The 21,524-nt window shown below is 70.9% G+C and carries 19 protein-coding genes and 1 riboswitch; of the genes, 12 read left to right on the top strand and 7 right to left on the bottom strand.

Annotation, left to right across the window (positions count from 1 at the left end; translation table 11 throughout):
* Window positions 1-310: 310 nt before the first annotated feature.
* From ACFVS6_RS26845 to gcvT, 5 genes are all read right to left on the bottom strand, one after another.
* Window positions 311-1,693, bottom strand: coding sequence for an L-serine ammonia-lyase (locus tag ACFVS6_RS26845; protein WP_389707658.1), 1,383 nt, complete (start codon window positions 1,691-1,693; stop codon window positions 311-313).
* 160 nt (window positions 1,694-1,853) lie between these two features.
* Window positions 1,854-3,500 (bottom strand): APC family permease, encoded by a 1,647-nt coding sequence (locus ACFVS6_RS26840; RefSeq protein ID WP_389707656.1) that lies wholly within the window; start codon window positions 3,498-3,500, stop codon window positions 1,854-1,856.
* A gap of 165 nt (window positions 3,501-3,665) precedes the next feature.
* Complete coding sequence (glyA, locus tag ACFVS6_RS26835; protein ID WP_389707654.1) at window positions 3,666-4,922, bottom strand: serine hydroxymethyltransferase; 1,257 nt, start codon at window positions 4,920-4,922, stop codon at window positions 3,666-3,668.
* Window positions 4,923-4,939: 17 nt separating this feature from the next.
* Window positions 4,940-5,323, bottom strand: a complete 384-nt coding sequence (gene gcvH, locus ACFVS6_RS26830) for a glycine cleavage system protein GcvH (RefSeq protein ID WP_281208055.1) — start codon at window positions 5,321-5,323, stop codon at window positions 4,940-4,942.
* 122 nt (window positions 5,324-5,445) lie between these two features.
* A complete protein-coding gene (gene gcvT, locus ACFVS6_RS26825; protein WP_389707652.1) occupies window positions 5,446-6,561 on the bottom strand; it encodes a glycine cleavage system aminomethyltransferase GcvT in 1,116 nt (371 codons plus the stop codon).
* Between the two features lie 186 nt (window positions 6,562-6,747).
* Window positions 6,748-6,852: riboswitch (glycine riboswitch) on the bottom strand.
* 246 nt (window positions 6,853-7,098) lie between these two features.
* Here gcvT and ACFVS6_RS26820 point away from each other — a divergent pair.
* The 11 genes from ACFVS6_RS26820 (at window position 7,099) to ACFVS6_RS26770 (ending at window position 19,010) form a co-directional block, all read left to right on the top strand.
* Window positions 7,099-7,725 carry an AAA family ATPase gene (locus tag ACFVS6_RS26820; protein WP_389707650.1) on the top strand — a complete coding sequence of 209 codons (627 nt, stop codon included), beginning with the start codon at window positions 7,099-7,101 and terminating at the stop codon, window positions 7,723-7,725.
* A gap of 71 nt (window positions 7,726-7,796) precedes the next feature.
* Window positions 7,797-8,531 (top strand): enhanced serine sensitivity protein SseB, encoded by a 735-nt coding sequence (locus ACFVS6_RS26815; RefSeq protein ID WP_389707648.1) that lies wholly within the window; start codon window positions 7,797-7,799, stop codon window positions 8,529-8,531.
* Window positions 8,532-8,587: 56 nt separating this feature from the next.
* Window positions 8,588-9,328 (top strand): enhanced serine sensitivity protein SseB C-terminal domain-containing protein, encoded by a 741-nt coding sequence (locus tag ACFVS6_RS26810; RefSeq protein ID WP_281208052.1) that lies wholly within the window; start codon window positions 8,588-8,590, stop codon window positions 9,326-9,328.
* Window positions 9,329-9,904: 576 nt separating this feature from the next.
* Window positions 9,905-10,897, top strand: coding sequence for an ABC transporter permease (locus ACFVS6_RS26805; protein ID WP_281208051.1), 993 nt, complete (start codon window positions 9,905-9,907; stop codon window positions 10,895-10,897).
* Between the two features lie 40 nt (window positions 10,898-10,937).
* Window positions 10,938-12,710 carry an ABC transporter substrate-binding protein gene (locus tag ACFVS6_RS26800; RefSeq protein WP_389707645.1) on the top strand — a complete coding sequence of 591 codons (1,773 nt, stop codon included), beginning with the start codon at window positions 10,938-10,940 and terminating at the stop codon, window positions 12,708-12,710.
* Window positions 12,711-12,855: 145 nt separating this feature from the next.
* Window positions 12,856-13,857: an ABC transporter permease gene (locus tag ACFVS6_RS26795; RefSeq protein ID WP_281208050.1), complete on the top strand. Its 1,002-nt coding sequence runs from the start codon at window positions 12,856-12,858 to the stop codon at window positions 13,855-13,857.
* A gap of 98 nt (window positions 13,858-13,955) precedes the next feature.
* Window positions 13,956-14,963 (top strand): ABC transporter ATP-binding protein, encoded by a 1,008-nt coding sequence (locus ACFVS6_RS26790; protein ID WP_281208082.1) that lies wholly within the window; start codon window positions 13,956-13,958, stop codon window positions 14,961-14,963.
* Between the two features lie 5 nt (window positions 14,964-14,968).
* A complete protein-coding gene (locus ACFVS6_RS26785; RefSeq protein WP_389707715.1) occupies window positions 14,969-16,081 on the top strand; it encodes an ABC transporter ATP-binding protein in 1,113 nt (370 codons plus the stop codon).
* A gap of 87 nt (window positions 16,082-16,168) precedes the next feature.
* Window positions 16,169-16,825, top strand: a complete 657-nt coding sequence (locus ACFVS6_RS26780; protein ID WP_281208049.1) for a trimeric intracellular cation channel family protein — start codon at window positions 16,169-16,171, stop codon at window positions 16,823-16,825.
* A gap of 78 nt (window positions 16,826-16,903) precedes the next feature.
* Entirely contained in the window at window positions 16,904-17,755 is an 852-nt protein-coding gene (locus ACFVS6_RS26775) for a thioesterase family protein (protein ID WP_389707642.1), read from the top strand.
* Window positions 17,756-17,846: 91 nt separating this feature from the next.
* Complete coding sequence (locus ACFVS6_RS26770; RefSeq protein ID WP_389707640.1) at window positions 17,847-19,010, top strand: cysteine desulfurase family protein; 1,164 nt, start codon at window positions 17,847-17,849, stop codon at window positions 19,008-19,010.
* A 22-nt stretch (window positions 19,011-19,032) separates the two neighbouring features.
* Here ACFVS6_RS26770 and ACFVS6_RS26765 read toward each other — a convergent pair whose 3' ends face one another.
* Together ACFVS6_RS26765 and ACFVS6_RS26760 are read right to left on the bottom strand one after the other, a co-directional pair.
* Window positions 19,033-19,455, bottom strand: a complete 423-nt coding sequence (locus ACFVS6_RS26765) for a hypothetical protein (RefSeq protein WP_389707638.1) — start codon at window positions 19,453-19,455, stop codon at window positions 19,033-19,035.
* A 127-nt stretch (window positions 19,456-19,582) separates the two neighbouring features.
* A complete protein-coding gene (locus tag ACFVS6_RS26760; protein ID WP_389707636.1) occupies window positions 19,583-20,254 on the bottom strand; it encodes an N-acetylmuramoyl-L-alanine amidase in 672 nt (223 codons plus the stop codon).
* Window positions 20,255-20,322: 68 nt separating this feature from the next.
* Here ACFVS6_RS26760 and mnmA point away from each other — a divergent pair, with 68 nt between their 5' ends.
* Entirely contained in the window at window positions 20,323-21,453 is a 1,131-nt protein-coding gene (gene mnmA / locus ACFVS6_RS26755) for a tRNA 2-thiouridine(34) synthase MnmA (protein ID WP_389707634.1), read from the top strand.
* The last annotated feature ends 71 nt before the right edge of the window (window positions 21,454-21,524 follow it).

The raw sequence follows: 21,524 nt of genomic DNA, 5'->3' as shown, positions 1-21,524 counted from the left end.
GGTGAAGTCCTCCAGTACGCAAAACGGCATGGTTGCAAGGCGGTTGGCCGACCGCCGGGTGTGACGTGACGTCGTGGGACCACCCTGGCGCACGGTGATCATCAAGAACCAGCCCGGACCGGGTTGTTCCCCCTCAAGCGTGATCAACTCGATCCAAACGTCGAATCGGTGGCAAGTTCGCATACCGGGAATGTCCGGATGAGTACTGGTGTGGAGCCGCAGGCGCGGGGGCCGTCGACGCGAAGGGGCCCGGCGCGCCTGCGCCGGGCCCCTTCGCCACCGCTGCCCGGTCAGCCCCGGGCGGAGCCGGTCAGCACTCGATGACGTTGACCGCGAGGCCGCCGCGGGCGGTCTCCTTGTACTTGACCTTCATGTCCGCGCCGGTCTCCTTCATGGTCTTGATGACCTTGTCGAGGGAGACCTTGTGGCTGCCGTCGCCGCGCATGGCCATCTTCGCGGCGGTCACGGCCTTCACGGCGGCCATGCCGTTGCGCTCGATGCACGGGATCTGCACCAGGCCGCCGACCGGGTCGCAGGTCAGGCCCAGGTTGTGCTCCATGCCGATCTCGGCGGCGTTCTCGACCTGCTCCGGGGTGCCGCCCAGGACCTCGGCGAGGGCGCCGGCCGCCATCGAGCAGGCCGAGCCGACCTCGCCCTGGCAACCGACCTCGGCGCCGGAGATCGAGGCGTTCTCCTTGAACAGCATGCCGATCGCGCCCGCCGCCAGCAGGAAGCGCACCACGCCGTCCTCGTCCGCGCCCGGCACGAAGTTCGTGTAGTAGTGCAGGACCGCGGGCAGCACCCCGGCCGCGCCGTTGGTGGGGGCGGTCACCACGCGCCCGCCGGCGGCGTTCTCCTCGTTGACCGCCATCGCGTAGATGGTCGTCCACTCGCTGCGGTGCATCATCGGGTCGCCCTCGGTGCGCAGCTGGCGCGCCGTGGAGGCGGCCCGGCGCTTGACGCGCAGGCCGCCCGGGAGGATGCCCTCGCGGGACATGCCGCGCGCGACGCAGGCCTGCATGACCCGCCAGATCTCCAGGAGGCCCTCGCGGATCTCCTCCTCGGTGCGCCAGGCCTTCTCGTTCTCCATCATCAGGGAGGAGATCGACAGGCCCGTCTCGTTGGCGAGGCGCAGCATCTCGTCGCCCGAGCGGAACGGGTACTTCAGCTCGGTGTCGTCGAGCTTGATCCGGTCCTCGCCGACCGCGTCCTCGTCGACGACGAAGCCGCCGCCGACCGAGTAGTACGTCTTCTCCAGGAGGGGGGTGCCGGCCTCGTCGTAGGCGAAGAGCGTCATGCCGTTCGCGTGGTACGGGAGCGAGCGGCGGCGGTGCAGGATCAGCTGGTTCGGCTCGTCGAAGGCGATCTCGTGGCCATCGCCTATCTCCGCCCCCAGCAGCCGCAGCCGGCCGCTCTGTCGGATGCGCTCGACCTCGGCGTCGGCGGTCTCCACGTTCACCGTGCGGGGGGAATGTCCCTCCAGGCCGAGCAGCACCGCCTTGGGCGTGCCGTGGCCGTGGCCGGTGGCGCCGAGGGACCCGAAGAGCTCCGCGCGCACGGAGGCGGTCTGGGCGAGGACGCCGTCCTTCTTCAGCCGCGTGACGAACATGCGCGCCGCGCGCATCGGGCCGACCGTGTGGGAGGAGGACGGGCCGATACCGATGGAGAAGAGGTCGAAGACGGAGATGGCCACTGGCGGACTCCCTTGTCTGCTCGTGGGGTGGGAGGGGGCAGGAGGTGGAGCGGTGTGGTGATCGGAGCGGTGTGGTGATCAAAGGGGCGGATCTGCGGATTTTGTCCGGCAGACGAGCCTAACGCGTGGAGGTGAACGCTTCGGCTGCCGGACGTGGCGGTCAGGCGTGCACCGGCTCGCGTTCCGGTTCCGGCGACGGGGCGACGGAGCCGTCCAGCACCGGATCCGGGCCCGGCAGGCCCGCGCGGTGGGCCTTGACGCCGGCGTTCACGGCCCAGAAGTACGTGACGAGGGCCATGGCCGCCACGAGGGCGATGTCCAGCCCGCCGGGGATGGTGCCCCGGCCGCCGAAGTCGGTGGAGCCGAGCCAGGACAGCAGGGACAGGGCCCCGAGGAAGAAGACGATCCACCAGGCCGGGGCGAACTGACGGGAGAGGTTCCGCTCGCCCTTGCGGGACAGGACGAGGGCGGCGATCGGGGCGGCCAGCAGGGTCAGCGCGGTGACGATGCCGGTGTTCGGCCACTTGGACCAGTAGAGGGCGCAGGCGGCGAAGACGAAGGTGAGCGGGCAGAGGACCTTCGCGGCGGGCAGCCGGAAGGGGCGGGGCAGGCCGGGCTTGGTGCGGCGGAAGACGCCGACCGCGACGGGGCCGATCAGGTACGAGATGACCATCGCGGCCGAGATGACCGGCGCCAGGGTCTTCCAGCTGTGGCCGACGGTCACCAGCAGCAGGACGGAGAACCCGAGGTTCAGCCACATCGCCGGGCGGGCGGTGCCGTACACGGGGTGCGTCTCCTTGAGCCGCTTCGGGAAGAAGCCGGTCTCGGAGAGGTTCTGCACCATGTAGGCGGCCGAGGCCACGTTGGCGATGTTGGAGCCGGCGGGGGAGATGAAGGCGCCGAACTGGAGCATCACCACCACCCAGTGGATCATCAGCAGCTTGGCGAGGTCGGCGAACGGCGAGTTGAAGTTGACGCCGGACCAACCGCCGGCCTGCGCCAGGTGCTCCGGCGGTACGGCGCCCAGGAAGGCCGCCTGGAGGGCGAGGTAGATGACCAGGCCCAGGGACAGCGCGCCGACCAGGGCGATCGGGATGGCCCGGCCGGGGTTCTTGGCGGCCCCGCCGAGGTTCACGACCGCCTGGAAGCCGTTGAAGGCGAAGACGACGCCCGAGGTGGTGACGGCGGTCAGGACGGCGGTCCAGCCGTTCGGCGCGAAGCCGCCGTGGGCGGAGAAGTTCTCGGTGTGGAAGCCGGAGGCGATCAGCGCGGCGACGGCGAGCACCGGGATCGCGAACTTGACCAGGGTCAGCGCCGCGTTGATCTTCGCCAGCAGCTGGACCGACCAGTAGCAGGACAGCCACAGCACCACGGTGAGCACCAGCGCCACGGCCATGCCGAAGCCGGTCAGTCGGTGGGACCCGGTGTCCACCAGGTCCCGCGCCCAGCCGAAGCTCCAGGACGACATGTACTGGGTCGCCGCGATCGACTCGATGGGGATCAGGGAGGCGACCGCGATCCACACCGCCCAACCCGTGATGAATCCGAGGACGGGGCCGTGCGAGATGGCCCCGTACCGGGCCATGCCGCCGGGGATCGGGTAGGCGGCGCCCACCTCCGCGTAGGACATGGCGATCATGCCGATGAAGACGGCCCCGATGACCCAGGCGACGAGCGCTGCGGGACCCGCGACCTGCGCGGCCGTACCGGCACCGAAGAGCCATCCCGATCCGAAGATCGAGCCGATGCCGATCATGATCAGCGCGAAGAGACTGAGTCCCTTCCGGTTCGCTGCGCTCATGTCCATGGGAGGGTGTCCGTCCTGACGGGGATGCCGTGGCGTGTTGTCTTTATCGCGAGCCTATTTGCCACTTTTTGAACGTTTAAGAGGCGATGGGCGGCATCCGCCGAGGACATTGGTCATGAGAAGGGCCCGGCCCTGTGGAAAACACGGCCGGGCCCCGTCCGTCGGCTACAGCGACGGGTACAGCGGGAACTTCGCGGCGAGCGCCGAGACGCGCGCCTTCAGGTCCGCGGCGTCGTACTCCGGCTTCAGCGCCTGCGCGATGATGTCGGCGACCTCGGTGAACGCCTCGGCGTCGAAACCGCGGGTGGCGAGCGCCGGCGTGCCGATCCGCAGGCCCGAGGTCACCATCGGCGGCCGCGGGTCGTTCGGGATGGCGTTCCGGTTGACCGTGATGCCGACCTCGTGGAGGCGGTCCTCGGCCTGCTGCCCGTCGAGCTCCGAGTTGCGCAGGTCCACCAGGACCAGGTGCACGTCGGTGCCGCCGGTGAGGACGTCCACGCCCACGGCCTTGACGTCGTCCTGGACCAGGCGGGCGGCGAGGATCCGCGCGCCCTCCAGGGTGCGCACCTGGCGTTCCTTGAAGCCCTCCGAGGCCGCGATCTTGAAGGAGACGGCCTTGGCCGCGATCACGTGCTCCAGGGGGCCGCCCTGCTGGCCGGGGAAGACCGCGGAGTTGATCTTCTTGGCCAGCTCCTGCGTCGACAGGATGACACCGCCGCGCGGACCGCCGAGGGTCTTGTGCGTGGTGGTGGTGACGACGTGGGCGTGCGGCACCGGGTTCGGGTGCAGGCCCGCGGCGACCAGACCGGCGAAGTGCGCCATGTCGACCATCAGGTACGCGCCGACCTCGTCCGCGATGCGGCGGAAGGCGGCGAAGTCCAGCTGGCGCGGGTACGCGGACCAGCCGGCGACGATCAGCTGCGGCTTGGACTCCTTGGCGAGGCGCTCGACCTCGGCCATGTCGACCTCGCCGGTCTCGTCGACGTGGTACGGGACCACGTTGTAGAGCTTGCCGGAGAAGTTGATCTTCATGCCGTGGGTCAGGTGACCGCCGTGGGCCAGGTTCAGGCCCATGATCGTGTCGCCCGGCTTCAGCAGCGCGAACATCGCGGCGGCGTTCGCCTGCGCACCGGAGTGCGGCTGCACGTTCGCGGCCTCGGCGCCGAAGAGCGCCTTGATCCGGTCGATCGCGATCTGCTCGACGACGTCGACGTGCTCGCAGCCGCCGTAGTAGCGGCGGCCGGGGTAGCCCTCGGCGTACTTGTTGGTCAGGACCGAGCCCTGGGCCTCCATGACGGCGACGGGAGCGAAGTTCTCCGACGCGATCATTTCCAGGGTGGACTGCTGGCGCACGAGTTCGGCGTCGACGGCCGCGGCGACGTCGGGGTCGAGCTCGTGGAGGGGCGTGTTCAGTACGGACATCGAGATCCCCTGGGGTGTCAGTTGTCGGAGTGGGTGAGCGCGGCGTACTCCTCGGCCGAGAGCACGTCCTTGGGCTCGTCCGAGAGGCGCACCTTGAACAGCCAGCCACCCTCGAACGGGGCCGTGTTCACGAGGGCCGGGTCGTCGACGACGTCCTGGTTGGCCTCGACGACCTCGCCGGAGACGGGGGAGTACAGGTCGCTGACCGACTTGGTCGACTCCAGCTCGCCACAGGTCTCGCCCTCGGTGACGGTGTCGCCGACCGCGGGGAGCTGGGCGTAGACGACGTCACCGAGCGCGTTGGCCGCGAACTCCGTGATGCCGACCGTCGCGACGCCGTCCACGGCGTCCGACAGCCACTCGTGCTCCTTGGTGTAACGCAGCTGCTGGGGGTTGCTCATGACCTGATTCTCCTGGATGCGGGGGAGTGGATACGAACAGCGGTCTTGGTTGGTGAGACGGTACGAGACGGCGCCGTACGGGTGTCCGTACGGCTGTCCGTGCCGCGATGCCGTGTGCGGGACTACTTCTGCCGCTTGTAGAACGGCAGGGCCACGACCTCGTACGGCTCATGCGTACCGCGAATGTCGACGCCCACGCCGGAGGTGCCGGGTGCGGCGTGGGCCGCGTCGACGTACGCCATCGCGATCGGCTTGCCCAGCGTCGGGGACGGGGCGCCCGAGGTGACCTCGCCGATGACCTTGCCGTCGGAGACGACCGGGAAACCGGCGCGCGGGACGCGGCGGCCCTCGGCGATCAGGCCGACCAGCTTGCGCGGCGGGTTCGCGGCGGCCTTCTCGGCGGCGGCCTCCAGCGCGGCGCGGCCGACGAAGTCGCCCTCCTTCTCGAACTTCACGACCCGGCCCAGACCCGCGTCGAACGGGGTGAGGGAGGTGGTCAGCTCGTGCCCGTACAGCGGCATGCCCGCCTCCAGGCGCAGGGTGTCGCGGCAGGACAGACCGGCCGGGACCAGGCCGACGCCCGCGCCCGCGGCGGTCAGCGCCTGCCACAGCTCCACGGCGTGCTCGGGGGCGACGAACAGCTCGAAGCCGTCCTCGCCGGTGTAGCCGGTGCGCGCGATCAGCGCGGGCACGCCCGCGACGGTGCCCGGCAGGCCCGCGTAGTACTTCAGGCCGTCCAGGTCGGCGTCCGTGAGGGACTTCAGGATGCCGGGGGACTCCGGGCCCTGGACGGCGATCAGCGCGTACGCGTCACGGTCGTCACGGACCTCGGCGTCGAAGCCGGCGGCGCGCTCGGTGATCGCGTCCAGCACGACCTGGGCGTTGGAGGCGTTCGCGACGACCATGAACTCGGTCTCGCCCAGGCGGTAGACGATCAGGTCGTCGAGGATCCCGCCGTCCTCCTGACAGATGTGCGTGTAGCGGGCGCGGCCGACGCCGACGGTCGAGATGTTGCCGACCAGGGCGTGGTCCAGCACCTTGACGGCCTCGGGGCCGGTCAGGGTGATCTCGCCCATGTGGGACAGGTCGAACAGGCCGGCGCGGGTGCGCACGGCGTTGTGCTCGTCGCGCTCGCTCGCGTACCGCAGCGGCATGTCCCAGCCCGCGAAATCGGTCATGGTCGCACCGAGCGAACGGTGCAGCGCGTCGAGCGCGGTCAGGCGGGGGGCAGTGCTCATGGGTGTGGCTCCCGGGTCCCAGGGCATGACATGACGAGGACGATCCTCCCCATCTGTCATCGGAACCTGAGAGGTTCGCCGGGAGTTCCCGCGCGTACGGGTCAACTCCACGGCTTGCACCTTGGGTGGAGCACGCTCCGACGACCGTCGGGGACGGTCGTGTCGCGGCTCGCTTTTCAGATCTGCCTCATCCACGCGGTACGGGGCCTGAGAGATTCAAGGGAGGTACTTGCTCCTTCGGCGCCCGGGCACGGCCTTGCGGCCCTGCCGGGACTCTCCCGCGCGGATTCAAGCGGCCGGTATGCAGTTGGTGTCCAGATGGCGCACATCATTGCACGGGACGTCCGGGACCGGGCCGTCGGGCCCGGAAGAAAGCCGAGAGCGGAACCGGGGGCGCCGGATTACCGTCTCTTTACACTCAGTGGGCATGGGGCTCGTGCGGCCCCGTTTCGGGGGGGAGACGCTGTGCGGAGGTTCGGAGTGGTCACCACAACGCAACCCGTCGGAGGAGGCGCCGGAGGCGCCGGAGTCGACGGCGTGCCGACCCAACGGGGCGCGGGCGTGGATCCGCGCGTCGTCGTCGAGGGCGTAGGACCGGTCCGTGACCTGCGCGGATCCGCCGTGCGCGGCCCGCAGCGGCTCGGCTGGCCGACGGGGGACATCGTGGTGGTGTCCGGTCTGCCCGGCGGCGGCAAGAGCACGCTGATCAAGCGCGCCGCCGAGGGGGGCGGCATCGACTCCCAGGACGCCCGCGAACGCTGGGAGCGGCGGATGCCGGCCGCGCTGCCCTACGCCGCGTACCGACCGCTGGTCCGCGCCGCCCACTACTGGGGGCTGTGGCGCAAGCTGCGCTCCGGCGATTCCGTAGTGGTCCACGACTGCGGCACCCAGAGCTGGGTCCGCGGCCTGCTCGCCTCCGTGGCCCGCCGCCGGGGCTCCTCCCTGCACCTGCTGCTGCTCGACACCACCGCCGAGGAGGCCCTGTCCGGGCAGGCGGCGCGTGGGCGGCGGGTGTCCGCGTACGCCTTCGCCCGCCACCGCGGAGCCGTCCACCGGCTGCTCCGGGAGGCCGAGGCCGGGCGCCCGCCCGCGGGCTGCGCCTCCGCGACGCTCCTCGACCGCCGTTCCGCCGCAGCCGTGACCTCCATCGCGTTCCACGGCTGACTCCGGCCGGCCCGCCCGCAGCCGATAGCCTCGGCAGCACATCGGCGGGACCACACGGAGGGCAGGGGTACATGCAGGGCAGCGGCTGGCCGGCGAACGAGTTGGAGCAGGTGCTCGGGGCGGCGCTCGGGCAGACGGACGCCGGGGAGCGGATCCTGGAGGTGCTCGGGCGCAGCGCGGTCTGGGTACCGCTGCCCGAGGGAGGCGGCCCGGACCGGGGCAGCCTCAGCCTGCCGACGATGGTGATCGGCGGGGAGGCGTACGTCCCCGTCTACAGCTCCGAGGCCCAGTTCCGGTTCTGCGCCGGCCCCGGCATGGACTTCGCGATCGCCCCGGCCGTGGAGTTCGCCCGCGGCCTGCCCCCGCAGCTCGGCATCGCCGTGAACCCGGAGGGGGCCGTCGGCGTTCCGCTGCCCCCGGCCGCGGTCGCCGAGCTGTGCCGCGCCGGCCTCGGCCCGCTCGACGGACCGGCCACCGGGGGTCGCGTACGGCTCTTCGAGCCGGACTGGCAGGAGGACCCGGTCGACTTCCTGGCCGCCGCCGCCGAGGAGTTCCGCGGCACCGGGGTCGTCGCGGCCGCCCACCGCTGCCTGGCCAGCGTGGAGGGCGGGGCCCCCGAGCTGTACGTGGGTGTCCGGCTGGTGGGATGGGACCCCGAGTTCCGCGGCGCCCCGCTGGAGGCCCTCGGGCGGGCCCTCGCGCGCGTACCGGTGCCCTGGACCGTGCAGTTGATCCTGCTGGACGCCGCCGAGGACCCGGTCACGGAGTGGATTCGTGAGCGCGTACGCCCCTTCTACCTCCCGTAGCGCCGCTTAAGCTGGTTGGTACGTGTGGACGACGGGCGGACGAAGAGGGGTACCGGGTGAGTGCGTCAGGCACGGCCGCGGCCGGGCAGGTCGAGCACATGCTGCGCCAGGTGACTCCCGGGCGCTATGAGAGCTACGAGTCACTGCTGCACGCCCTCGCGGAGGGCCGGCTGTGGATGCTGTTGTGGCAGGGGCAGCCGGGCTCACCGGACGCCCAGTACGGGGGCATGGAGGTCGAGGGCCTCGGCTACGCGCCCTGCGTGACCTCGCCGCAGGAACTGGCCGCGAGCGGCTGGAACCGCGGCTACGAGGTGGTCACCGGCCGGGACATCGCCCGCGCCCTCTACCCGGACCGCTGGGGCCTGTGGGTCAACCCGCACGCCCAGGGCGGCGGCCTCGGCGTGCCGTGGGCAGACCTGCGCCGGATCGCCACCGGCCTGGACCGGATGCCGGCGGGCCCGCTGCGGCTCTCCGAGCCCTCCCTGGAGCTCCCGCAGTTCTACGGGCTGCTGACCCGCCACGCGCACCGCACGCCGGCCGTGCGCTCGCTGCGCCGCGCCTGGGTGCAGCCCTCGCTGGGGTCGGCCTACCTGGCGGTGGGCCTCGACCTCTACGACGCCTCCGCGCCCGCCCTGGAATCCGTACGGGAGATGATGCGGCAGTCGGTGGGGGCGGTGCCCGAGGGGGTGCCCGTGTGCACCGTCGCGCTGGCGGACGAGCACGACCCGGTGGCGATGTGGCTGCGCGCGCAGACCCGCCCGTTCTACGACCGGGAGGGCCAGGCGGCGGTCCACTGACGCGCGCCGGAGGCCGCCGGGGCGTTCCCGGAGGGCTTTCACCAGGTCGCCTACAGGGAATTCGGGCACGTTGCCCGCACTCTGGGACGGACCCCTTCGACGGACTTCGAGCCGCCGGGAACCACGGTTCCCGGCGGCTCTCGTCTTGTCCGGATTTCATCCCCGATGGGCGCCCAATAGGCGCACTCCTCCAGTGAGTTGGGCGCGATGTCCGGTTAGGTACCGAACGGCCGGTCTTGCTCCGCTGAGCCGACAGCGGAGTCCGGATAACGGGAACCGATGCGTCAGATCACGGTTGCGCATCCATTCATCTGCGGGTCTGGCGGCTGGTCGAGCGCCCGATGAAGACTCCCCACCCAAGAGCCGGTCAGTCCTGCGGGACCCGGTTCGGCACGTGGACTTCGCTTGTTGTTCCGCACGGCACTTCCCGCACTTTCCGCACTTCAGCTGCTCCGCACCCTGCACTCCGCACGCGTTCTGCGTGTACCACGCACTCCGAGCGCCACTCCGCACCAACGCCGCCACAGCGGCGGGCATGGGCCGACCACCCGTCGGCCGAGAGGGGTCCCCACCACGATGACGGCACCACTGCACGACACGAGCGCGGAAACACCCGCACCCGTGTCCGTAGCCGACGTCCCTGCCAAAGCCATCGAAGGCCGTTCGCCCGGCCGCATCGCCTGGATGCGGCTCAAGCGTGACAAGGTCGCGCTGACCGGCGGCGTGGTCGTGATCCTGTTGATCCTGATCGCGGTGTTCGCACCGCAGATCGTGAGCCTGTTGGGCCACCCGCCCAACGAGTTCCACGAGGACATGATCGACCCGGACCTGGGCACGCCGATCGGCTCCTTCGGCGGCATGAGCTCCGAGTTCCTGCTGGGCGTCGAACCGACCAACGGGCGCGACGTGTTCAGCCGGATCGTCTACGGCGCCCGCATCTCGTTGGTCGTCGCGTTCCTCGCGGCCTTCGTGTCGGTCGTCATCGGCAGCTTCCTCGGCGCGCTGGCGGGCTTCCTCGGCGGCTGGGTGGACGGCGTCATCAGCCGCCTGATGGACCTGCTGCTGGCCTTCCCGCAGCTGCTCTTCACCATCGCGCTGGTCTCGGTCGTCCCCAACTCCCTGTTGGGCTTCGAGGGTTCGGGCGTCCGCATGGGCGTGCTGATCGTCGTCATCGGCTTCTTCGGCTGGCCGTACATCGGCCGCATCGTCCGCGGTCAGACGATCTCCCTGAGGGAGCGCGAGTACGTGGAGGCGGCCCGCAGTCTGGGCGCCGGCCGCGGCTACATCCTGATCAAGGAGCTGCTGCCGAACCTGGTCGCGCCGATCCTCGTCTACGCGACGCTGATCATCCCGACCAACATCCTGACGGAGGCCGCCCTCAGCTTCCTCGGTGCCGGCGTCAAGCCGCCCACCGCCTCCTGGGGAAAGATGCTGTCCGACGCCATCCCCATCTACCAGGACGACCCCATGTACATGGTGGTCCCGGGTATCACGATCTTCATCACCGTCCTGGCGTTCAACCTCTTCGGGGACGGGCTGCGTGACGCACTCGACCCCAAGGGCAGCTGAACCGCTTCTCGATTCACCCACCTATGGAGGTTGGACAATAGTGATCCGCAGAAAGCAGGCACTCGCGATCACCGCCGTGATCGCCGCCCTGTCCCTGACCGCCGCGTGCGGTGGCGGTGACGGCGACGGCAAGAAGACCGAGGGCAAGGGCGGTGACGGCGGAGCCGCGTTCAACGCGGCCACCACCGGCCTCGTGAACCCCTCGGACGCCAAGGGCGGGGAGCTCAAGCTCTGGTCGCCGCAGGACGTCGACTACCTCGACCCGGCGCGTGCCTACTACGGCTTCGTGTGGAACATGCAGCGCCTCTACGTGCGCCAGCTGCTCGCGTACGACAGCAAGCCGGGCGAGGCGGGCACCAAGCTGGTCCCGGACCTCGCCGAGGCCCTTCCGGTGCTCAGCAACGACGGCAAGACCTACACCGTCAAGCTCAAGGACGGCGTCAAGTTCGAGGACGGCACGCCGGTCACCTCGAAGGACATCAAATACGGCATCGAGCGCGTCTTCGCGCAGGACGTGCTGTCCGGTGGTCCGACGTACCTGATCGACCTGCTCGACCAGGGCCAGAAGTACCCCGGCCCGTACAAGGACACCGACCCGAACAAGATGGGTCTGAAGTCCGTCGAGACGCCGGACGACAAGACGGTCGTCTTCAACCTGGCGAGCGCCAACTCGGACTTCAGCTACCTGCTGGCCATGCCGTCCTCCTCGCCGGTCCCGGCGGCCAAGGACACGGGCGCCACGTACACCAACAAGCCGCTGTCCACCGGCCCTTACAAGGTGGAGAGCTTCACCGCGGGCAAGGGCGCCACCTTCGTCCGCAACGAGAACTGGGACCCGAAGACCGACACGATCCGCAAGGGTCTGCCGGACAAGGTCTCCTTCACGGTGACGACCAACCCGGACGACATGGACCAGCGCCTGCTGTCCGGTGACATCGACCTCGCGGTCGACGGCACGGGCATGCAGCAGGCCGGCAAGAACAAGGTCCTCAAGGACGAGAAGCTCAAGAAGAACGCGGACAACCCGTTCACGGGCTACATCCGCTACTTCGCCTTCCCGCAGTCGGTCGCGCCGTTCGACAACGTCGAGTGCCGCAAGGCCGTCATCTACGCGGCCGACCCGAAGTCGCTGCAGACCGCCCGCGGCGGCCCGACCAGCGGTGACCTCGGCGCCAACATGCTGCCGCCCGGCATCCCCGGCTCGGACAAGGCCTTCGACCCGTTCGGCCTGACGAAGGGCGAGCCGCAGGAGGCCAAGGCCAAGGAGGCCCTCAAGGCCTGTGGCAAGCCCGACGGCTTCGAGACCACCATCGCCGTGCGCAACAACCGCGCGCCCGAGGTGAAGAGCGCGGAGTCCCTGCAGGCGGCCCTCGCCAAGGTCGGCATCAAGGCGACGATCGACCAGTACGACGGCAAGCTCTCCTCCTCCACGATCGGTTCGCCCGAGAACGTGAAGAAGAAGAACTACGGCATCATCGTCATGGGTTGGGGTGCCGACTACAACTCCGGCGCCGGCTTCCTCCAGCCCCTGGTCGACGGCTCGTTCATCCTGCCGAACGGCAACAACAACTACACCGAGCTGAACGACCCCGAGGTCAACGGTCTCTTCGACAAGGCCGCCTCCGCGGCCACGCCGGAGGCAGCGGCCCCGTTCTACACGGAGATCAACAAGAAGGTCATGGAGAAGGCGCTCTACCTGCCGATCAACTTCGACAAGGCCTTCGTCTACCACAACCCGCGCCTGACGAACGTCTACTTCAACGACTCCATGGGCAAGATCGACCTTGCCACGGTGGGCATCGCCGCCAAGTAGTCGCAGGCCAGGTTCATAGCAACTCAGCACGCAAGTAAGTGCCTTCACCGCACATGCGCTAGTCCGAAGGGCAGGTGAAGGCCGCAGGCGGTGGCCGCCGTCCCCACGAGGGACGGCGGCCACCCGCCCCGGGCGGCCGACTGCAGTGCTCGTCTACCTCATACGGCGGCTGTTCAACGTCGCCGCCACGCTGCTGGTGGTCTCCGTGGTCACCTTCGGCATCTTCTTCGCGGTCCCGAAGCTGACCGGCAGCGATCCCGCGCTCATGTACGCCGGCCGCGAGACCAACGAGACCGCGCTGGCGGGCATCCGCGTGAAGATGGGCTTCGACAAGCCCATCTCCGAGCAGTACCTGCTCTTCCTCAAGGGCATCTTCGTCGGCCGCGACTACGACGGCGGCACGGATGTCACGCACTGCGCGGCGCCCTGCTTCGGTTACTCCTTCAAGACCGAGGCCCCCGTCTGGGAAACCATGCTCGACCGCATGCCGGTCACCCTCTCGCTCGCCCTCGGGGCGGCCGTGATCTGGGTGATCGCCGGTGTGGCCACGGGCGTCGTCTCCGCGCTCAAGCGCCGCACGGCCATCGACCGGACCGTCATGGTCGGCGCCCTCGCCGGCGTCTCCCTGCCGATCTTCTTCACCGGCATGGTGGCCCCCGCGATCTTCGTCTACGGCCTCGGCTGGCTGGACGTCTCCAACTACCAGCCACTCACAGAGGATCCATTGGCCTGGCTCAACAGCCTGATCCTGCCCTGGATCACCCTGGCCTTCCTCTTCGCCGCGACCTACGCCCGCATCACCCGGGCGACCATGCTCGAAGTGCTCGGCGAGGACTACATCCGCACCGCCCGCGCCAAGGGCCTCAAGGAGGGCGTGGTCATCCGCAAGCACGCCCTGCGGTCCACGCTCACCCCGATCGTCACCATGTTCGGCCTCGACCTCGGTGGACTCCTCGGCGGCGCGGTGCTCACCGAGACGACCTTCAACTTCCAGGGGCTGGGCACGGCCGCCGTGGCCGCCATCGGCGCCGGCGACCTCCCCGTGATCATGGGAGTGACCCTGCTCGCCGCGCTCTTCGTGGTGATGGCAAACCTGATCGTGGACCTGCTGTACGCCGTCATCGACCCGCGCGTGAGGCTGACGTGACCGAGACCCCCGCCTCCACCCCCACCGCCTCCGGCGGACCCGCCTTCGTCCCCGAACAGGCCGGCCCGCGGGACGGCGCGTACCTCTCCGTACGCGACCTGCGGGTGCACTTCCCGACCGACGACGGCCTCGTCAAGTCCGTCGACGGGCTCTCCTTCGACCTGGAACGCGGCAAGACCCTCGGCATCGTGGGCGAGTCCGGTTCCGGCAAGTCGGTGACCTCGCTGGCCATCATGGGACTGCACCGCACCGGCAACGCCCGCAGCCGCCCGCACATCTCCGGCGAGGTCCGGCTCGACGGCGAGGACCTCGTCGCGGCCGACGCCGACCACGTGCGCAAGCTCCGCGGCCGCAAGATGGCGATGGTCTTCCAGGACCCGCTCTCGGCGATGCACCCGTACTACACGGTCGGCGCGCAGATCGTCGAGGCGTACCGCACCCACCACAAGGTCGACAAGAAGACCGCCCGCAAGCGGGCCGTCGAGATGCTCGACCGGGTCGGCATCCCCGAGCCCCACCGGCGCGTGGACGCGTACCCCCACGAGTTCTCCGGCGGCATGCGCCAGCGCGCGATGATCGCCATGGCGCTCGTCAACAACCCCGAGCTGCTCATCGCGGACGAGCCGACCACCGCCCTGGACGTCACCGTCCAGGCGCAGATCCTGGACCTGATCCGCGACCTGCAGAAGGAGTTCGGCTCCGCGGTCATCATGATCACGCACGACCTGGGCGTGGTCGCCGAGATGGCCGACGAGATCCTCGTGATGTACGGCGGCCGGTGCATCGAGCGCGGCACCGCCGAGAAGGTGTTCTACGAGCCCCGGCACCCCTACACCTGGGGCCTGCTCGGCTCGATGCCGCGCATCGACCGCGACCAGACCGAGCGCCTCATCCCGGTCAAGGGCTCACCCCCCAGCCTGATCAACATCCCGAGCGGCTGCGCCTTCAACCCGCGCTGCCCGTACGCCGACGTCCCCAAGGGCGGCATCACCCGCACCCAGCGGCCCGAGCTGGTCCAGGACGACAGCCGGCACTGGTCCGCCTGCCACATGTCGCAGGACGAGCGGACCCGGATCTGGACCGAAGAGATTGCGCCGAAGCTGTGACCGACATGAAGAAGGACGCCGCGAAGGACCCCGCCGGGCGCGTCGCGCAGGCCACCGCCGAGGGATCCGACGCGGAGCCGCTGCTGCGGGTGACCGGGCTGGTCAAGCACTTCCCCATCAACAAGGGGTTGCTGCGCCGCCAGACCGGGGCGGTCAAGGCCGTGGACGGCATCGACTTCGACGTCCGCCGCGGCGAGACGCTCGGCGTCGTCGGTGAGTCCGGCTGCGGCAAGTCCACGATGGGCCGGCTGATCACGCGCCTGCTGGAGCCGACGGGCGGCACGGTCGAGTTCGAGGGGCGCGACATCACGCACCTCGGGGTCGCCGGGATGCGACCGCTGCGCCGCGACGTGCAGATGATCTTCCAGGACCCGTACGGTTCGCTGAACCCGAGGCACACCGTCGGCACCATCGTCGGAGCCCCCTTCAAGCTCCAGGGGGTTTCCCCGGAGGGCGGGCTCAAGGCGGAGGTGCAGCGGCTGCTGTCGCTCGTGGGCCTCAACCCCGAGCACTTCAACCGCTACCCGCACGAGTTCTCGGGCGGCCAGCGCCAGCGCATCGGCATCGCCCGGGCCCTGGCCCTGAACCCGAAGCTCGTCGTCGCCGACGAACCGGTGTCCGCGCTGGACGTGTCGATCCAGGCCCAGGTGGTCAACCTGCTGGACGACCTCCAGGAGGAGCTCGGCCTCACGTACGTGATCATCGCGCACGACCTGTCGGTCATCCGGCACGTCTCGGACCGCATCGCGGTGATGTACCTCGGCAAGATCGTGGAGCTGACCGACCGCAAGTCGCTCTACGAGACCCCGATGCACCCGTACACCAAGGCGCTGCTGTCGGCCGTGCCGGTGCCGGACCCGCGGCGGCGCGGCGCGAAGAGCGGCCGCATCCTGCTCAAGGGCGACGTGCCCTCGCCGATCTCCCCGCCGAGCGGCTGCCGCTTCCACACCCGGTGCTGGAAGGCCACGCAGATCTGCACGACGCAGGAGCCCCCGATGCTGACCCTGGCCACCGGCCACCAGGTCGCCTGCCACCACCCCGAGAACGCCCCGGACCAGGCTCCGGGCGACAAGGCTCTGCCCGGCGCGGCGGACGCGGTGGTGTCGGTCCCGGAGTAGCGGACGAGACCGGCGCCGGCGCCGGAGCGCGGGGCCCCCGGGACACGTCCCGGGGGCCCCGCTCCGTTTCCGGGCGACAATGGCGGGGTGCTCCACGATCTCTTCCCGCCCGGCATCCAGCACGCCCTGGACCTCGCGGGCATTTTTGTCTTCGCCACCGCGGGCGCGCTGCTCGCCGTGCGCAAGAACTTCGACGTCTTCGGCATCGCCGTGCTCGCCCTCGTCACCGCCCTGGGCGGCGGCCTGTTGCGCGACCTGTGCATCGGCGCCGTCCCGCCCGCGGCCTTCGGGGAGCTGAGCTTCTTCGTCACGCCGCTGATCGCCGCCGCGCTCGTCTACTTCCTGCATCCCGAGGTCCAGCGGATCAACCGGGCCATCAACGTGTTCGACGCCGCGGGCCTCGGTCTGTTCTGCGTGACGGGCACGACCAAGGCCTACGAGTACGGCCTCGGGCTGACCGCCTCCGCCGCCCTGGGGCTGGCCACGGCGGTCGGCGGCGGCGTGCTGCGCGACGTCCTCGCCAACGAGGTGCCGTCGCTGCTCCGCGACCGGGAGATGTACGCCGTGCCGGCCGTCGTGGGCGCGGCCATGGTGGCGCTCTTCATCGCCTTCGAGACGCTGAACGCGGTGACGACCGGCCTCGCGATCGTCACCACCTTCGTGCTGCGGCTGCTCGCCATGCGCTACCACTGGCGGGCGCCGTTGGCCTGGAACCGGCGCTCGTCGGTGGCCGAGGAGCCGTAACGGGCACGGCGGGGCGGCCCGGGCCGGGGAAGAAAACAAAAGCTACCGCTTAGTAGCCTCCCGGTGTACCGTCGTTCCATGGCATACGCAGCGGCCCAGGCCTCCATCGGCGACAGCGAATTCGACCGCGACACCGACATCTCCCCCCGCGCGGGAGAGCCCGGCGTGTACGACGCGGAACTCTCCGCCGGCTGGACGATCATCACCGCCGTCAACGGCGGCTACCTGCTGGCCCTGGTCGGCCGGGCCCTGTCGGCCGCCCTGCCGCACCCGGACCCCTTCACCGTCTCCGCGCACTACCTGACGTCCTCGGTGCCCGGCCCCGCCGTCATCCGCACCCAGGTCGTCCGCGTCGGCCGCACCCTCTCCACCGGCCAGGCCTCGCTGTTCCAGTTCGACGAGAACGGCGCCGAGGTCGAGCGCATCCGCGTCCTCGCCTCCTACGGCGACCTCGCCGCGCTGCCCGACGTCGTGCACACCGCCGCCGTGCCGCCCGCCTTCCCCGCCTACGAGGACTGCCTCGGCGCCGAGGCCGGACCCGCCCCCATCCCCGGCAGCTCCGCCATCGTCGACCGCCTCCGGCTGCGGCTCGACCCGGCGACCGCCGGCTGGGCCGTCGGAGCGCCCTCCGGCAAGGGCGAGATGCGGGCCTGGTTCGAACTGGCCGACGGCCGCGACCCCGACCCGTTCTCCCTGCTCCTCGCGGTGGACGCGCTGCCGCCCACCGCCTTCGACCTCGGGCTCGTCGGCTGGGCCCCGACCGTCGAACTGACCACCCACATCCGCTGCCGTCCCGCCCCCGGGCCGCTGCGCGTCTCCATCACCACCCGCAACATGGCCGGCGGCTTCCTGGAGGAGGACGCCGAGGTCTGGGACTCCGCGGACCGGCTCGTGGCCCAGTCCCGGCAGCTCGCACGGGCCCCGAGGTAGCCGCCCCGACGGCGCGGACCGGCGGGGGCCGTCCGGTTGCCCCCGCCCGCTGGGGATCCCGGCCCCCGGGGACTCGTAGAATCGGGGGATCATGGCCTACCTCGACCACGCCGCCACCACCCCGATGCTGCCGGAGGCCGCTGCGGCGATGACCGCGCAGTTCGCCGCCACGGGTAACGCGTCCTCCCTCCACGCCGCCGGCCGCCGCGCCCGCCGCACCGTCGAGGAGGCCCGCGAGGCCCTCGCCGAAGCCCTCGGTGCCCGGCCGAGCGAGGTGGTGTTCACCTCGGGCGGCACGGAGGCCGACAACCTCGCCGTCAAGGGCCTGTACTGGGCCCGCCGCGACGCCGAGCCCGCCCGGACCCGGGTCCTCACCAGCCCCGTCGAGCACCACGCCGTCCTCGACGCCGTGCACTGGCTCGCCGAGCACGAGGGCGCCCGCGTCGAGTACCTGCCCGTCGACCGGCACGGGCGCGTGCACCCGGAAGCCTTCCGGGAGGCCGTCGAACGCGACCCGGACGACGTGGCCCTGGCCACCGTCATGTGGGCCAACAACGAGATCGGCACCGTCATGCCGGTCCGCGAACTGGCCGGCATCGCCCGCGAGCACGGGATCCCCCTGCACTCCGACGCCGTCCAGGCCTTCGGGCAGCTCGACGTCCGCTTCGGTGACAGCGGCCTCGCCGCCATGACCGTCAGCGCGCACAAGATCGGCGGCCCGTACGGCATCGGCGCACTGCTGCTCGGCCGCGACCAGAGCCCCGTCCCCGTGCTCCACGGCGGCGGGCAGGAACGACACGTCCGCTCCGGCACCCTCGACGTACCGGCCGTCGCCGCCTTCGCGGTGGCCGCCGTACTCGCCGCCGAGCGGCGCGAACGGTTCGCGGCGGAGGTCGGCGCGCTGCGCGACGAGCTGATCGGCGCCGTGCTCGACGCCGTCCCCGACGCCGTCCTCGGCGGCGACCCCGAGGACCGCCTCCCGGCCAACGCCCACTTCAGCTTCCCCGGCTGCGAGGGGGACTCCCTGCTGCTGCTCCTGGACGCACAGGGCATCGAGTGCTCCACCGGCTCCGCCTGCACCGCCGGCGTCGCCCAGCCGAGCCACGTCCTGCTGGCCACCGGCACCGACCCGCAACTGGCCCGCGGAACGCTGCGGTTCTCCCTCGGCCACACCTCCACGAAGGAGGACGTCGCCGCGGTCGCCGCCGCCATCGGCCCGGCGGTGACCCGAGCCCGCACGGCGGGCCTCAGCTGATCCGGAACCCCTCGACGCCGACTCAGGCGTCGGGGACGCGGATCCAGTCCGCCCAGAGGAACGCCAGCCAGGTCAACAGGCTCGCCGGAACCAGGAACGTGGCGATCCACAGGGTCCTGAGCCGCAGCTGCTCCCACTCCAGGGCGCCCCAGCCGTGCGGCAGGGCCGCGATCAGCACGCCCACGAAGAGGGACAGCACGGCGGACCAGGCGAAGGCCGTGAACACGAGCCGGACGCACAGCGGCAGCCGGGTCCGGTCCCATACCTTCCGCACGGCGAGGGCGTAGGCGGGCAGGATCCCGAAGACGGTCATGAGTCCGCCGTGGACGATCACGCGGGTGGGGACCGCCGATGCGTCGTCGCCCATCAGCGGCCACACCGGCGTGAACACGACGGCCGCCACCAGCCAGCCGACCCGGATGACGTGTGAGAGTTCGCGCCGCATGCCGCTACCGCCCCCGATTCCGCCGACCCCCCGTCGACGCCCCAAGTGTCCGATGGCGCCGGCGCGGCGGTCAGGGGTCGTGGGGTAACGGTTCGGTCCGCCGCCCGGTGCGGGGCCCCGGCCGGGCTCAGCCCTCGGGCGTGGCGGCGAGTGCCTCGGCGGTCATCCGGATGTAGCGGTCCCAGTCCCAGTGGCGGCCCGGGTCCGTGTGGTCGGCGCCCGGCACCTCGGAGTGGCCCACGATGTGCTTGCGGTCGACGGGTATCCCGTAGCGGCGGCAGACGTCCGCCGCGAGCTTCGCCGAGGCCGCGTACATGGCGTCGGTGAAGTCCTGCGGCCGGTGCACGAAGCCCACGTGCTCGATGCCGACGCTGCGCTCGTTCATCGAGCGGTTGCCCGCGTGGTACGCCACGTCCAGCTCGCGCACCATCTGCTCGATGTGCCCGTCCTGGCGCACGATGTAGTGCGCCGACGCCTTGTGCCACGGGTTCTTGAACGCGTCCACCGAGGAGGCGAAGCCGCCCTGTGTGACATGCACGACGATCCGGTCCACCCGGTAGTCGTCGGGCCGGTCGGCCAGCCGCCAGTTCGCGGGCGACGCCGCCGTCCAGTTCGCGCCCGCGTGGTCGAGCTCGCCCTCCTTGCGGGGCTTGGACACCCCCGGCATCAGCCACCAGGCCCGGCCGATCTCCTCGCGCCCGACGACCGCCGCCGCCGCGAGCACGCCGAGCCCGCCGAACAGCACCGCCCTGCGGGTCCTGCGCGGCGTTTTTCCGCCCTTGTCCGTCTGCTCCGTCATGTGATCCACCCCCCACAGCCGATAACGCGCTGTGACCCCGCTCGGTTCCCCGTACCCTGGACGGTGCTATGACTGAGAACCTGCCGCGCACCGCCCGTCCCCTTCGCGTCCTGGCCGCCATGTCCGGCGGCGTGGACTCCGCCGTCGCCGCCGCCCGCGCGGTCGAAGCCGGGCACGACGTCACCGGCGTCCACCTGGCGCTCTCCGCGAACCCGCAGTCCTTCCGGACCGGGGCCCGCGGCTGTTGCACCATCGAGGACTCCCGGGACGCCCGTCGCGCCGCCGACGTCATCGGCATCCCGTTCTACGTGTGGGACCTCGCCGAGCGCTTCCGCGAGGACGTCGTCGAGGACTTCATCTCCGAGTACGAGGCCGGTCGCACCCCGAACCCCTGCCTGCGCTGCAACGAGAAGATCAAGTTCGCGGCGCTGCTCGACAAGGCCCTCGCCCTCGGCTTCGACGCCGTCTGCACCGGCCACTACGCGACCGTCGTCCTGAACGAGGACGGCACCCGCGAGCTGCACCGGGCCTCCGACATGGCCAAGGACCAGTCGTACGTCCTGGGCGTGCTCGACGAGAAGCAGCTCGCCCACGCCCTCTTCCCGCTCGGTGACACCCTCACCACCAAGGAAGAGATCCGCGCCGAGGCCGAGGAGCGGGGCCTGGCCGTCGCGAAGAAGCCCGACAGCCACGACATCTGCTTCATCGCCGACGGCGACACCCAGGGCTTCCTCGCGAACCGCCTCGGCAAGGCCGAGGGCGACATCGTCGACGAGACCGGGGAGAAGGTCGGCACCCACGAGGGAGCCTTCGGCTTCACCATCGGCCAGCGCAAGGGCCTGCGCATCGGGCACCCCGCCGCCGACGGCAAGCCGCGCTACGTCCTCGACATCTCGCCGGTGAACAACACCGTCACCGTCGGCCCCGTCGAAGCCCTGGACGTCAGCGCCCTCACCGCGATCCGGCCCCGCTGGTGCGGCTCCACGGCCGCAGCCCCCGGCACCTACACCGCGCAGCTGCGCGCCCACGGCGGCGAGACCGAGGTCTTCGCCGAGCTCGTGGGCGACGAGCTGCGCGTCTCCTTCACCGAGCCGGTCCGCGGCGTGGCCCCGGGCCAGGCGATCGTGCTCTACGACGGCACCCGCGTCGTCGGCTCCGCCACCATCGCGACGACGACCCGGGCCGCGGCCGCGGTCTGACGCGCGGCCCGGTGCGGGTCGTTGCCGCCGGTACCGGCCGGCCGGGTCGCGGTCGACGTACCGGCCGGACG

The sequence above is a fragment of the Streptomyces sp. NPDC057939 genome (assembly GCF_042887545.1).
GTDB lineage: Bacteria > Actinomycetota > Actinomycetes > Streptomycetales > Streptomycetaceae > Streptomyces.
This window is presented reverse-complemented; position numbering and strand designations above follow the sequence as displayed.